The 13,426-nt window shown below is 36.8% G+C and carries 12 protein-coding genes; 8 read left to right on the forward strand and 4 right to left on the reverse strand.

Annotation, left to right across the window (positions count from 1 at the left end):
- The first annotated feature begins 153 nt into the window (after positions 1 to 153).
- Genes H5157_RS19295 through H5157_RS19305 form a run of 3 tightly spaced genes read left to right on the forward strand, consistent with a single transcriptional unit; the run spans position 154 to position 4,220 of the window.
- Positions 154 to 2,724: a hypothetical protein gene (locus H5157_RS19295; RefSeq protein ID WP_182725319.1), complete on the forward strand. Its 2,571-nt coding sequence runs from the start codon at positions 154 to 156 to the stop codon at positions 2,722 to 2,724.
- Position 2,725: 1 nt separating this feature from the next.
- Entirely contained in the window at positions 2,726 to 3,415 is a 690-nt protein-coding gene (locus H5157_RS19300; RefSeq protein ID WP_182725320.1) for a hypothetical protein, read from the forward strand.
- Between the two features lie 16 nt (positions 3,416 to 3,431).
- Positions 3,432 to 4,220, forward strand: a complete 789-nt coding sequence (locus H5157_RS19305) for a restriction endonuclease (RefSeq protein WP_259399376.1) — start codon at positions 3,432 to 3,434, stop codon at positions 4,218 to 4,220.
- Here H5157_RS19305 and H5157_RS19310 read toward each other — a convergent pair.
- The 4 genes from H5157_RS19310 to H5157_RS19325 form a co-directional block, all read right to left on the reverse strand.
- The gene (locus tag H5157_RS19310; protein WP_182725321.1) at positions 4,193 to 6,265 is read right to left on the reverse strand and encodes a DNA phosphorothioation-associated putative methyltransferase; all 2,073 of its coding nucleotides are present in this window, start codon (positions 6,263 to 6,265) and stop codon (positions 4,193 to 4,195) included. The two genes, H5157_RS19305 and H5157_RS19310, sit on opposite strands and share 28 nt — an antisense overlap.
- 708 nt (positions 6,266 to 6,973) lie before the next feature.
- On the reverse strand, positions 6,974 to 7,315 hold the full coding sequence (locus tag H5157_RS19315; RefSeq protein WP_182725322.1) for a hypothetical protein: 342 nt from the start codon (positions 7,313 to 7,315) through the stop codon (positions 6,974 to 6,976).
- A complete protein-coding gene (locus tag H5157_RS19320) occupies positions 7,316 to 7,888 on the reverse strand; it encodes a hypothetical protein (RefSeq protein ID WP_182725323.1) in 573 nt (190 codons plus the stop codon).
- Between the two features lie 46 nt (positions 7,889 to 7,934).
- Positions 7,935 to 8,342 (reverse strand): hypothetical protein, encoded by a 408-nt coding sequence (locus tag H5157_RS19325; RefSeq protein WP_182725324.1) that lies wholly within the window; start codon positions 8,340 to 8,342, stop codon positions 7,935 to 7,937.
- Between the two features lie 710 nt (positions 8,343 to 9,052).
- Between H5157_RS19325 and H5157_RS19330 the strand changes: the two genes are divergently transcribed.
- From H5157_RS19330 to H5157_RS19350, 5 genes are all read left to right on the forward strand, one after another.
- The gene (locus H5157_RS19330) at positions 9,053 to 9,538 is read left to right on the forward strand and encodes a hypothetical protein (protein WP_182725325.1); all 486 of its coding nucleotides are present in this window, start codon (positions 9,053 to 9,055) and stop codon (positions 9,536 to 9,538) included.
- Between the two features lie 2 nt (positions 9,539 to 9,540).
- Entirely contained in the window at positions 9,541 to 10,674 is a 1,134-nt protein-coding gene (locus H5157_RS19335; RefSeq protein ID WP_182725326.1) for a DUF1570 domain-containing protein, read from the forward strand.
- A 272-nt stretch (positions 10,675 to 10,946) separates the two neighbouring features.
- Complete coding sequence (locus H5157_RS19340) at positions 10,947 to 11,273, forward strand: helix-turn-helix domain-containing protein (RefSeq protein WP_182725327.1); 327 nt, start codon at positions 10,947 to 10,949, stop codon at positions 11,271 to 11,273.
- Positions 11,257 to 11,640: a HipA N-terminal domain-containing protein gene (locus H5157_RS19345; protein ID WP_259399377.1), complete on the forward strand. Its 384-nt coding sequence runs from the start codon at positions 11,257 to 11,259 to the stop codon at positions 11,638 to 11,640. The genes H5157_RS19340 and H5157_RS19345 overlap by 17 nt, the downstream gene beginning before the upstream one ends.
- A 197-nt stretch (positions 11,641 to 11,837) precedes the next feature.
- Positions 11,838 to 12,911: a HipA domain-containing protein gene (locus H5157_RS19350; protein ID WP_259399378.1), complete on the forward strand. Its 1,074-nt coding sequence runs from the start codon at positions 11,838 to 11,840 to the stop codon at positions 12,909 to 12,911.
- Positions 12,912 to 13,426: the final 515 nt, after the last annotated feature.

The following is a 13,426-nucleotide window of genomic DNA, read 5'->3' on the forward strand; positions in this document are numbered from 1 at the left end:
GGATACTTCTGAAACAGAGGATACTTCTGAAACAGAGGATACTTCTGAAACAGATGATACTTCTGACAAACAAGAAAAGTTAGCTTTTAATAATAACCATATATCAGAGAGAGCTAAAAAGAGACGCTTACGTAACTCAGGTGACCAATAATTATGCCTAAAGCTATTATACAGGAGTGCTTCCGTAATACCGAGGCTCTCCTTTTGTATTTAGATAAAGGGAGGCTTAATAATCAAGATCTTGAGCGAATTTTATTTCAAGGACTTAGGCGTCGTAATTCTTTAGCCCCAGATCATCTAATTAAAAACAGGCTAAATAAACTTATTAATTTTCAAGGTAGCTCTGCTAAATCATTAATAGTAGATATTTTAAATAAGCTAAGCTTAAAGTATATTGAACCCACCTATGATGGACAGTTCTTAATCGAGTCTAAATATTTTTCTGAATGGCAAGAGCTGATAACAGAGGTTCCACCACTTTTAGGTGTGGCGAAAGCATTACAAAAAAAATGTGGTTTTATATCGTTAGCAGATAAAAGTGATATAAAACAGTTTTTCGAACACTTTTTAAAACCGCAAGTGCGTTATAGCGCTTTACCAAGCATTAAAGATCCTCGCCTTGATGAGTTAATAGAACGACTTAAGCTAGATGATTTACATATTCATTTAAATGGTTCTAGCGAAATTGAGCTTGTTTGGGTCTCTGCGCTTCAAAAGCCACAGCAATTCAGTAAAGAGCTAAAATGGGCGGAAAATAATGATTTAGTGAAAGAGCTATATTCTGCTGATGAAATAGGGTTAACTCAACAGGAACAATTAAAACGCTTACGAATTGCCGGTGCATTAAGGCGATTGTTATTAAATGAAGTTTTTAACCAAGAGCAACCTAAATGCGATGACGTTAATAATAACAAAGCGTTATCAAAAGGGTTTGAAATACAATTCAAAGATATAGAGTATGTAAATCACAGTGCTGATTTTGAGTCAGTTAAAAATGCAACATTTGTTGCACCTTATTATGCTGATATTGAAACTTTAGTTTCTAGAAAACTTGAGCATATTACGCCCGAAGTTAGAACACCTTTGGCTATAGAAGCATATTATTTAATTGCATTTTTTGATTATCTTGAAAATACGAAGAATGAAGCATTTGCTCAAGCTCTTCATTATTACTTACTAATAAAATGTCAGTTTAACCGGCTAATTGTCCAGCAGACGAATCAATATGGTTTTGACCAGTTTCAAAAGTTTACTTTTAATGAGATACGGAGTGTGGCTGAGAAAGAATATCAAACCCGTTACCATCAATTAAACTATTCTGATTTAGGGGATCTTGATTATTTAGAGGGTCGCTTTGCTCCAAGTCGAGATTTACCAAGTAATATAAAGCGATTGAGAACTATCTTAAGCGATTACAAGTGTTATCAGTTCAGTGAATTGAGGGCATATTCGCAATCAGAAAATTCAAGAAAAAAACACGACCCATTTAGTTTAAATGATTTACTTACAGACAAAAATAATTTTACAAGTTTAAAGCTGAGTTTAGTTGCCCACTTTATTAAGCGTGAAGATAAACGAACTAGGGAATTAAATAGAGAAGATAAAAAGCTCTCTTGGCAATGCCGACATTATGAGCTTCGTAATCAACTCGAGAAAACGCGTAGAAGTCTAAATGCATTAAGTGAACGTTATACTAATTTGGGTGATTATTTATATGGGTTTGATGCGGCTGCAAATGAACTAGATGCAGGACCTGAAGTGTTTGCTCCAATTTTTAGGCGCCTTAGGACAAGCGGTTATCATAATTTTACATATCATGCAGGTGAAGATTACGTACATTTACTTTCTGGTATAAGGACTGTGGCTGAAGCTATCGATTTCTTAGACTTGAAAACAGGCAATAGAATTGGCCATGGGACAGCGGTAGGTATTAATCCAAATATATGGCGAGAAAGAATAGGCGATAGTATTGTCATTAAGCGAGGTGAGAGACTTGATGACTTGGTATTTGCTTATAAGCATTTATGTGAGGAATCTATTAGCGGTAGAGTTTTGCATTTAATAGCTGCAGAAATAAGGAGGCTATCTTTAGATGTGTATAAAAAAGCTTATGAACCGGATTTGCTTTTTGAAGCATGGAAGTTAAGGTACTTAGATCCGTTATTAGCTTTTGGCATTAAGCGTGATAAAGATACTTACCTTAGGAATGATATAAAAGATGAGCTTGAAAAAATAGAAATTGCTGAGAGAGAAAATAAAGACGCATTTTTAATATATAAGAAATATCATGGAGTTACTGATTCTACAATTGTATTTCGTTATGAAGAGTTGGTTGAAGTTAACACGGATTGTTCTTGCGAAAGATCATTCGATTACGAAGTATTTAGACTATTACAAAAATATGTACTTGGTAAAATTAATCGTCGACACATGGCTATCGAGAGCTTGCCAACGAGTAATGTGAGAATTAGCTTTTATGAACATTACCGAGAGCATCATATTTTCGATTGGTTAGGGGTAACCGATGAAAAAGGCATGGAGGTACCGGTGGTATTGGGCTCTGATGACCCAGGCATTTTTGCCACAAATTTAAGAAACGAGTATGCCCATATTTTACTTACTCTTGAAAATGATATTGGCCTTTCATCTATGGAGGCAATTGCGAAACTAGAGCAAATAGTCCGTAATGGGAAAATTTGGCGCTTTAAAAAATTGAGTTATTGAAATGAAAAATGAAAAATCAAAAAAAGTAAGCTCACCTCAGTGGGCTGACTTTACTAAATATCAAACATTTGAGCAGCAATGTAGCAACTACTCTGATTATTTAAATAGTTACGTTAACTGGTTTGCTAAAAAAAGTAACGTTTGTCGTTTTGCAATGAAACAAGGGTTATTTTTAGCCATGTTCGCAGGCTCGTTATTTTGTATAAATAAATTCGAAGGTAGTTATGACGGTATTGAATTCTGGCTTTTAATATCGTTACCATGCTTAATTTTAACGATTAGTTTACTCCCTGATTTTGTTACAGATAGAGACGTAATTAAGTCAAAATCTAACTGGTGCTTTATCGCAATTTATTTTGTGCCAGCTTTATTAAAAATACTGGAGTTAAATTGGGAAACCTGTGTTATTCCCTTACTAGGTATTGGCTTAGGGATGACATTTATATTTTATTTAATAAATCGATTAGAGGGTTACACACGTGCGTGGTCGCGTTACAGGACAGCAGAATATAAAGTATCTTTGATTAGTTGCCAAAAACAAACAGGATTACTCACTGAAAAACAAGCACTATATCGTTTACACCATGTAATAAATAGTGAAGTTGAATCGCGCCATAAAGAGATTATTAGCGACTTACATTTTTTTGGTAATAAAGTTAATGGCTTAATCGGTAAACAAGCAAGCTTTTAGAGATTTAAGGATGAATATGTCAAAAATGACGATTGTTGAGGCTGCAAAGGAGGCTCTTTATCTATTGGGAGCAGCAAGTAGCCTTAAACAAATTTATAGTAAGATTATGGAGCGTTCTTTTTATAAGTTTGGCGCAAAAGACCCTCTTGCGGTTTTGCGTATACAAATAGAAAGGCATTGTGAGCAAACATCTTGGTCTTGCGAAGCTAAAAATAAATTTTTTATAAAAGATGAAAAAGGACTGTATTCGTTAGTTAGCTATAAACAGAAAATGCCAGTACCCGACCAAATAGCAGTAAGTGCTTTAGATAATTTGATTTTAGTTAAAGAGCTCGCTAAAAAACTAAAACAGACAACAATTAACCATATTATTGATCATCTATATAGCTTAGAACCTGAAGAGTTTGAATTGTTCTGCCAGCGGTTTTTAGATAGGTATGGATTCGAGGATATGATTGTAACTCAACGCGGTCGAGACGGTGGGATAGATGTCCATGGCTATTTGGAAGTAGGTATCTCACAATTATATGTTGCAGCACAATGTAAGCGTTACAAGCGCACTAACAAGGTGTCGCGCCCAGATATTTCACAGTTTAGAGGGGATATTCAAGGCGAATATCAACAAGGCATTTTTATAACCACTAGTGAATTTACAAAAGAAGCTCAAGATATAGCCTTCAAAAGAGGTTGTGTACCTATCGTGTTAATTGATGGGCAAACACTCGCTGAGATAATGATTGACCGCGAAATTGGAGTCACTAGAAGTAACATTCCAATTTATGAGTTTGAATTAGATTTGGTATAAAACTTATTTCCCTTTAATTCTACAGCCCAATATTCAAACACCTTTTGTAATATTGACCAGTTGGGCCATTCTGCTTTGGGTACACCTTTAAGCATATCAGTAAGCTTTTTATCAAATCGTTGTTGGTTTTTATATTCATTACTGCTTTTTAGTAAATAATCTATTTTGTTATAAAACGGCTGATAGGGATAAATATCGCCGTAATAAAAATAGTCGATATCTTGCTCTAGCATTTTGACTTTTATTCGCTCGGTAAGTAGTGGGAGCTTTTTATTAAAATCATCGTATTTTAAAAATGTCGCTTTGCCTGAGCGCATGTGTATTTTTACTAAATCTACGTCGTCAATATCGCCATACAGTTGCACAGCACAGCCAATATAAACACGCAGTATTGCTGGAAGTTGGTTTAAAAAACGGGTAGGTAAAATATATGAGTGGTTGTCGTGCATTTCCCCCTGCTGAATTTGCTCATACGCTTGGTAACATGCATTACCAATATTAGTAGGATCAGCAATTGAAAAAAGTAGTTTTTTAGCTTGCTCAAGCGCTTGGTTATAATCGTTAAAGTGAACTTTTAAATCCCGTGTTAGCCTTGCTGGCATATGATTTTTAGCTTGGCGTTTACCAAATAAGCTAAGTGCAAAGTAAACGAGTAAATCGTCTTTGCGTTTTTGCTGTGCTTGCTCAAATTCATTTTGTTCATAGTAATTTTTTAGCAAGTTAAATGCTTTGTTATGGCTGGCGAAATACTTACGCAGTGTTGTACTTTGCTCAAACTCGTCGTTTGCAGGTAAACGACCAAAGTGAAGGCAATGTTGCCAAAAATCATTAAGCAGTGTTTGGTGTTTTTCAAATAAGGTTTTTTGTTGAGCTTTAGGTAATGCCTTTAACGCTGCTTTTTGTGTTATATGTTGCCAATCATAATTTTGAAATTGTAGCTCTAGGTGGTGTGCTTCTTCTAACTGTGGGCATTTAAAAATAGCAATTATACCTTGCCCAAACGCCATGGTTTTAACGTTTAAAGTTTGCTCTATGTAAGCTCTAATTTGAGCTTGGCTATAGTATTTTTGAAAGGTATTCCATTTAGTAATTACGCCATCTTTATATTGCTTAAAGTGCTCTTGCTTAGCTTCGTTGGCGAGCATTACCGACACTAAAAGGAGTTGATTTGTGTACTGGTAAGCGTTTTTTAGTGTTTCGGTACGCTCATGTACGCTTTCGATTACGTTAAGTACAAACCCCAAATTAACTATATCGCTATTTTGTTTACACCCATTGGGGCGGTACACTGGGTCCCATGCATTTATATTTAATCCATGAGCTTCAAGCTCTGTTGCATCGTCTGCTAGCCCGCAACCATAATCGAGTATTGAGTAGTCTCCGTTTAAATAGCCGTATTTAGCGAGTTTTTGAAAAGGAGCAGAAAGTCTATCGCGATTTATTGCAGTTAAATGGCGTTGTATTTTTTCTGTTTTTTTCTCTATTTTGGGTTGTTTAACCTCTGCGACTTTATGAAGCATTCCTTTCTCGTCTAGCTTGTAACCTTTACGCTTTATTAAGTTTTGCCACTGTTGTTTAAAGCCAATGCTTTTAGTGTTTTGGTATAAGCCTATTTGTTCACCTTCGTTTGTTATTTTTTTAAAGGCGTTGTAGTTATTGTAGGAGGGTAAAATAAATGTTTCTTTTCGGTGCAATATAGGTGGGTTATCCGAATTGCTATAGTTTGTTGTTTTTATTGTTAGCTCTGCCGCGTCGATTGTATAACTAGTATTAAGTGCAGGGTAAGCGTAGTTATCAAAGTCGGGATAGTTTAGTAATGTGAACTTTAAATCGCGTTTATAGAGTTTTAGTAAGTTCCACGGCTCATTAATATTTAATTGGTTTATAGTGCTCTGAATAAAACTTAGTAGCTCTGGTTGAAGCGCTGTTTCAAGCGAGCTTTTATGTAAATAAATAGCGGTAGGTAATGATTTACCATGTTTAAGTTTTTTGACTAAGTCACGGTATTTAGGAAAGCTTAATGATGAGGGTAAATTGGAATCCATTAAATTGACTCGAGCAGCTAAGATAATTAAATATACATAACGCTATAACTAACGACAAACATGAAAGCAGTTGCTAAGGCAATTTCCCCATGATCACATCCGAAATTTAATTAATGATGAGTAATTAACAGCAAGGATGCTGTTAAAAAGCGTAGCTTGGCCATGGATGGCCTATCTACGCTGCTTACGTTCATATTATTAATTTAAATTGAGGAAATAATGTGATCCTCGGGGCGCCGAGAGATTCCAAAGAGAAGTCGGCGGCTACTTCTCTTTGGTTGCCATCGCCAATGCGATATAAGTAAATTATTTTAAAAGCTTCGCTTTTCGCGCGAGCAAGCTTTGCGCCTACAGCAAATTTTAAGGCTGCTGCTTAGGCAATTCTCCCCCTTTAGACTTCACCTGCAAACACATAATTAATGAGTAATTACTTCGCATGGATTCGAGGTAAGTGATGCTTTCATCGCGTTTACGTCCATATTAATTTTGTGTTTAAAGATAAGTGAAATTTAGGGTGCCGTGTGATTCCAAGAAGAGACTGGCGCTTGTCTTTCTTTGGTTGCCGCTAGCAATCAGGCAAACACTCGAATGAATTATTTACAATTTTGTAAGTAAAAATCAAGGTGCGAGATAAGTTTCTGCCGATAATTTAAAGACTACGCTTTTATGCCCAAAACATTAGGATATGTGAATCTAACTTACTATTAACTACTTTGAAAAATAAGAAACAATACAAAGGCAAAGCATTATTCCTGTGACTGAAATCAAGTGGACAGCGCCTATTACTTTGTCAATTGGACGTGAGTACTTGGCTACAAAACGTCCATCAAACATCGGAGTTGGTATACGGGAGCGTTCAAAAAACATCGAAAATATATAAAATGACACACTTGCGCCAATGCCTTTATCCCAACTGGGGGGAAGCACACCATCTTTTTCCATATTTTTATTAATATGTTTGACTGAAATTCTCGAAAATAAAATGCCGGAGGCAAAAGTACCTATCATAAATACGATCAGAGAATATCCAGCTAAATGAGCAGCAGGCATTTAAAAAGTCCCTTCAAATATAGGTTTTCTGTCGTATATGTTTTCAGAAGTTTTTTTCATAAGATTATTCATTTTAATACTTGCTGTAAAACCGACATATAACCCTACACCTATAGCAATAACCCATCCATAAGGAGTTAGTATAAGTAAAGAGCTTAGTGCTGTGGTAGTAATTGAACCGACAAAAATACCAGATGCAGTAGAAGCTCCAAAGCTGGCCAATTCAGTTGATAGACTTCTTTGCCAGTCGCCACCATTTTTGTAATTGTTGTAAACCGAGTTTGCTCTAAAAGCGCCATCGAGTAAGATCATTCCATTACCAAGCCAACGTCCTGTGTTTTCAATATATTTAATTTTTCTAAATTCTGCGGTGCTACTTATATCTAATTTAGTGGAGTGTCTGGCATTTTTAGCTATGTGAACACCACGATTAGGATTAGACCAAACCGTACCTCTGCGACTTGCACGGTTAGTATTCATAAAGCGTTGTAGTTCAGCTTGATATTTAACTTGAAGCTCTTTAAATAGTCCAAGAGCTTTTTGCTCTAAAGCGACCATGTGGTATTTAGGCATGCCTGACTTATTTGCGGTCCGTATATCTTTTAAAGATGCTTCATATTTAATATTTACCCGCTAAAGTAACAAATTTTGAACTGCGAGCTTCTATTGATGTGGCACCTGAGCCAACAATACCATGTGTGTTGTTTGCTAAAAATGGTATAACTTGAGCTTGAAAGTCAGTAATAGCAAGTAATGTTTCGCTGCCAAAATCTCGCAGCATTCCAGCTATGTTTCTTCTTGATTGTGCTGATAAAAGCGCAAATTGATTGACTATACTTTTTTGTTCTGTTGTAGGAGCGCTCAAAGAGTCAGTGTATTCTTTGCGCCAAATATATGGTGTACCTGAGGTGATTACTTTACTTTTTATGTGATTGTTATCTTGTGAGAAAGTATTGTTTTTATCAGTTTTACATTTTACTACTTCTGCAGTAACTGCATCCAAGCAGATTCTAATTTCCAGAGCCATTATCAGTATCCTTACTTTTTAATTGTTTAAAAAGGCTAATGATTTTTAATTAAGTAGTCAATACATAATTGCTTTTCACTTAGTAAGAGTAAAGCAATTGTGGTTGCTAATGTCATATGAAATTCAATAAGCTACCCTTCCTACGAGAGCAAGTAGGGTGCCTGCAGCAAATATTTAAAGACTGATACCCTGGTAATCATCCCCTTCAACTTCACCTGCAAACACATAATTAATGAGTAATTACCTCGCATGGATTCGAGGAAAGCGATGCTTGCACATGGATGTGCGTTCATCGCGTTTACGTTCATATTAATTTAGTGTTTAAAGGTAAGTGAAATTGAGGGGCGCCGTGGGGTTCCAAGGGGCGGTCGGCGGTATCCGCCCCTTGGTTGCCATCGCCAATGCGATATTTGTAAATTATTTTAAAAGCTACGCTTTTCGCGCGAGCAAGCTGGGCGCCTACAGGTGTTTAGCTTGGCCTAATTTAAAAGCCAAAGCGCGATGTAAAATCGCACCTACGGTTTTGTTGAGAGTGGTGTTTGTATTGATGTATGTGAGGTTTTATACCTCGCGGGTGCTTTGTAAAAACTAAGACACAAGGTGAACTCCCACCCACAGCTTTAATTTTTACTTTTTGGATTAGTAATGTTGATGTGTTTTTTCACATTTATAGGTACACTCTTTTAAAGTTTTAATTCAGGGAATGAATAATGATTAAATGGATTTTACTGGTATTTATTTGTGTATTTACAACTTTTCCTCAAGCTGGTGAGGTTTACACGCAAGCCCAATGCGATAGCATTAAAAAGCAGCGCGAAGCTATTCGCTCTCAATTTAGAAGTGGCTACAGTAATAAAGAAGGTGAGCGTTTAACTGCACGCGATAAAGAGCTATTTACCTTACTTGCTAATCACTGCAGTAAGCCTAAAAAGAGTGGTAGTGCTTATCAGGCTACTTCTTCTACCGCAACTCGTACGCCTAATAGCAATTGGTTACTCAATCAAAAAGTGTCAAACATGTCTTTGCACAGCGATAGCTATAAAGATGCCGTTAAGCTTGATGCTTGGTCAAAATTTTATAAATTGCCCAAACGTTGCCGTAAGAAAGGGATGAAGTCGGCCGACTTTGTATGGTGTAGCGAGTATCGGGGTAAGCAAAAAGAGTTATTTGAAGCACAGTGGCAAGGGCGCCCATAAATATGTTCAAAACAAAATTACGTGTGGTGTTTGTATTTTTTGTGCTGCTAATTGCATCGGCGCTCATTGCTAATCATTTTACTGGGCGGGTATTTAATTATCATGATCCTATAGGCGAGGTTAAACGAATTTATAATAGTTTATCGTCGCAGGTAACTACTGAACCGTTAGCAACTAAACAGCTCAAAAATGTAAGCACGGCAACTTTACAAAATGTATCAGTATCTGCCGATAATCATTTATCGCAAGCTAACAATACGCGCTGCGTGGATGTGTCGTTGGGTAAGGTTAAATATAAACGAAGTGGCGATATATTTACGTGGACAGACAGTGACGGTGTGCCGCATTTTAGTGATAAAAAACCGGACTTTGCAGTAGCAACTTACGATACTGGTTTTATTGAACCGTTAGATTACTTTGATCTCACCTTAAATACGCCTAATTTACCTTCGTCATTTAACCAAGAGTTACGCATAAAACTTAATACTGTATTTAAAGTATATGGACAGATTATTGGCGTGCATGCACTTAAAAAGGTAAAGCTTAATTTAACGGTATTGCCTACGCGCCGCGCTTATGAGGCCGCAATTAAGCAACGCAGTGCTGACCCGACAAACACTGCGGGTATGTATTTTCACGCGAGTAATTCTGCTTTTATTCATTATGATAATGCACGCAGTGCAATGCGAACTGCAGTACATGAAGCAGTGCACGCCATTAATAAAGCTGTGTTAGGTTACACACCAAGATGGTTAAATGAAGGGTTTGCGGAGTACTTTGAGCTTACAAAAAATAATATGCAAACAGCTATTGTTGAGTCGAATAGTTCATGGACGAAAAATAACAATATTACTAAAAATGTATTTTCGATTGATTCGTTAGTTGGTTTGGATGACTCGTGGAAAAAAGGTGATATCAGTAAGTTGTATGCAAGCAGTTGGGCTACAATTTACTTTTTAATGGATACGCGAGCAGGGCGGGCGTTACTTAATAGTATAATGCTTGCTGAGCAAGAATCCCTCTGTAATAAGCTATCTGAAAAGCAATTAAAAACAATGATGTATAAGCAGTTTCCTAATCTTAATCGTGAATATTCTCAGAGGTTAAAAAAGCCTTTAAAAGCGCATATATTTTAAATAAGGTAAAAGTTTAAAAGCTTCGCTTTTCGCGCGAGCAAGCTTCGCGCCTACAGGTGTTGAGCTTGGCTATTAAGCTCAAAATGTCATTAACTTCCCATAAGTAACTTAAGTTTTACTTATGGGGCTGGGTTTTATTTTACTACCTATAAGTAAATTACGGTTTACTTATAGGCAGTAAATATACGTTCAAACTTAAAAGTAAGTTATATTTGACTTTTGGGTAGGCTACCCTAAAATAAATTGTATAAGTAAACTATAGTTGACCTTTAATGAGTGAATTACCAGCAAAAAAAACACTTGGAAGAGTTGTTAAACGCACTGAAATGCCTGATCTATCAAAGCCGTTTTCGTCGGTGCGACTCGCTAAAGCGATTACTTCAAAGCGAACAGGCATGAAGCTTACGCTGGTTGATGTATCGCAAGCACTTAATATTTCAAAGCCTACGCTGATAAAAATAGAAAAAGGTGATGTGAATGTGCAGTTTTTTAATGTACTCAAAGTGATGGAATACTTGGGGTTGTCGTTTAGCCTTGTCAGTGATGACGAGTCGCACCACAATAACAGCGAAGAGGTGAGCGATGAGCAGTGGTATTAAAAAAAATAGCTTGGATGTATTTATTGGGCATACGCAAAAGATAGGTGCGATAGCCCTTGATATAGGCTCTGAAAATGAAATTGCATTTACCTATGAGCTTGAGTGGATTAACAAGGGTTTTGCTATTTCACCACACTTACCGCTCAATGGTGATTTTGACTCGCGTGCTGTGCGTAATTATTTACAAAACTTATTACCCGAGGGCAAAGGTCTTGATGAGATTATAAGTAGTACTACTATCTCTAAAAATAATACGTTTGGTTTGATTAAAGTAATTGGCGAGGAAACGTCAGGCGCTTTGTCGTTTAGAGCAAGTAACAGTACTTTAAAGCAAACATCTTTTCGTGAAGTAACTAGGGTCTGTTGATCTTTGCGGATTAAAATTTGTCCAAACTAGGAGCTATTTAATCGCGACGCGAGCTTTGCAACCTAGTGGGCTAAGTAAAAACCGAGCAACAAAGAGTAAATAGCTCCTAGGAAGAACCCTTTGGGCAGCGCCTGTTTGGCATTAATGCTACGTTATCGCCCATTTATGGGGAATAACCACACTGCATAGGCTCTGCCTTGCCTAAATACCAAACAGGCTGCTGCAAATTTAACCTTGAAAGAACAGCAGACCCTAGTGACGAGCTAAGCCAAAAACTTAAACGCTTTGTACAAGTTGGAGAACCAATTACTCATTGGGATGGCCGAACTCGGCTCTCTGTTGCTGGCGTTCAAGACAAACTAAACCTACTCGAAATCGATAGTAAATTAGGATTTGGTGAAGGGGAGCTATGTTCTAATAAAATTTTTAAATTTGAAACAGGTACCGCGCCTTTCATTGCAGTAAATGAACTTTTTACCATGCTTTTGGCAAAAGAGTCGGGGCTCAATGTTCCCCATGTTGAGTTGCGCACTTACGCAGATGTAAGAGTGTTTGTAATAGATCGCTTTGATAGGCGCGTTACACAAGATCAAAGCCGTGTATTACGTCGTCATATTATTGATGGTTGCCAAGCCACTAATTTACCTCCTTCTTATAAATATGAGCGTCAGCATGGTGATGATGGGGATGGTATTTATATTCGAGATGGCGTTTCTTTTGCAAAACTCTTTAATGTTAAAACAACGAATGTACAAGCGTATGAGGCTCAGCTTATTCGTTGGATGACATTTAATATTTTAGTACGTAATTACGATGCTCATGGCAAAAACATTAGTTTTTTTGTTGGTAAAAATGGTTTAGAGCTTACGCCGTTTTACGACTTGGTAAATATAGAGGCTATTATTGAGCAGGGAAGCATTGACCGTGATATGGGCTATTTACAGCCCAAAATATCAAGGTGTTATGCTATGTCAGTGGGTGAGCATAATTCGCAAAGTGCGGGCAATTTTACTAATGAGATTACAGCTTACATGTTAGCTGATTTTGCTGATGAATTTGCTATTTCACTACCACGGATGCAACTACTTATGAGTCAAACCGTTGATTCTGTATTAGCCGCAATTGATACGGCTAAAGTTTCTGCTGTTAAAAATAACTTATCTTCTGCTGAATTAGCACACATTGATTTGTGCATAAAAATAATTAATAAAGCTGCAAATAAGCTGAGTGAGCAAATAATACAACTACCAAATATGGATGCATTTATTTAAATATCAGAAAATAAATACACGTATTTTGAGTAAGTAATTCATATTTTGGTTGCCAGCATCAACGCGATATTTACAAATTAAAATTAAAAGCGCGAGATAAATTCCGGCTTACAATTTAAAAGCTACGCTTTTCGCGCGAGCAAGCTTCGCGCCTACAGGTGTTGAGCTTGGCCTTATTTAAAAGCCAAAGCGCGACATAAAATCGCACCTACGCTTTTGTTAAGAGTGGTGTTTGCAATGATGTAGGTGAGGTTTTATACCTCGCTTAAAAATACATTTTTTACCATTGAAAAATGAATTTCTGTTCTGTGTAGCGCTTAAAAGTAATGAGGCAATTAACTCTGCTATTCGCCTCATTGCATGAGGCAAATAAATTGTTATTCGCCTCACCATGTGAGGCGAATAGGTGTTTAGGTGAGCTTTGTAGAGTTGATTGGGGTAATGATCTAGTTACTAGAGGGCAAAGCGCGATGTAAAATCGCGCCTACAATTTAAAAGCTTCGCTTTTCGCGCGA

The organism is Pseudoalteromonas sp. SG43-3 (assembly GCF_014164385.1).
Lineage (GTDB): Bacteria > Pseudomonadota > Gammaproteobacteria > Enterobacterales > Alteromonadaceae > Pseudoalteromonas > Pseudoalteromonas distincta.

Bases quoted from the DNA above. Each gene is read 5' to 3' on its own strand.
- H5157_RS19340 (WP_182725327.1), top strand. From the start codon at position 10,947: ATGAGTGAATTACCAGCAAAAAAAACACTTGGAAGAGTTGTTAAACGC.
- H5157_RS19315 (WP_182725322.1), bottom strand. From the start codon at position 7,315: ATGCCTGCTGCTCATTTAGCTGGATATTCTCTGATCGTATTTATGATA.
- H5157_RS19320 (WP_182725323.1), bottom strand. From the start codon at position 7,888: ATGCCTAAATACCACATGGTCGCTTTAGAGCAAAAAGCTCTTGGACTA.
- H5157_RS19335 (WP_182725326.1), top strand. From the start codon at position 9,541: ATGTTCAAAACAAAATTACGTGTGGTGTTTGTATTTTTTGTGCTGCTA.
- H5157_RS19325 (WP_182725324.1), bottom strand. From the start codon at position 8,342: ATGGCTCTGGAAATTAGAATCTGCTTGGATGCAGTTACTGCAGAAGTA.
- H5157_RS19295 (WP_182725319.1), top strand. From the start codon at position 154: ATGCCTAAAGCTATTATACAGGAGTGCTTCCGTAATACCGAGGCTCTC.
- H5157_RS19305 (WP_259399376.1), top strand. From the start codon at position 3,432: ATGTCAAAAATGACGATTGTTGAGGCTGCAAAGGAGGCTCTTTATCTA.
- H5157_RS19300 (WP_182725320.1), top strand. From the start codon at position 2,726: ATGAAAAATGAAAAATCAAAAAAAGTAAGCTCACCTCAGTGGGCTGAC.
- H5157_RS19330 (WP_182725325.1), top strand. From the start codon at position 9,053: ATGATTAAATGGATTTTACTGGTATTTATTTGTGTATTTACAACTTTT.
- H5157_RS19310 (WP_182725321.1), bottom strand. From the start codon at position 6,265: ATGGATTCCAATTTACCCTCATCATTAAGCTTTCCTAAATACCGTGAC.
- H5157_RS19345 (WP_259399377.1), top strand. From the start codon at position 11,257: ATGAGCAGTGGTATTAAAAAAAATAGCTTGGATGTATTTATTGGGCAT.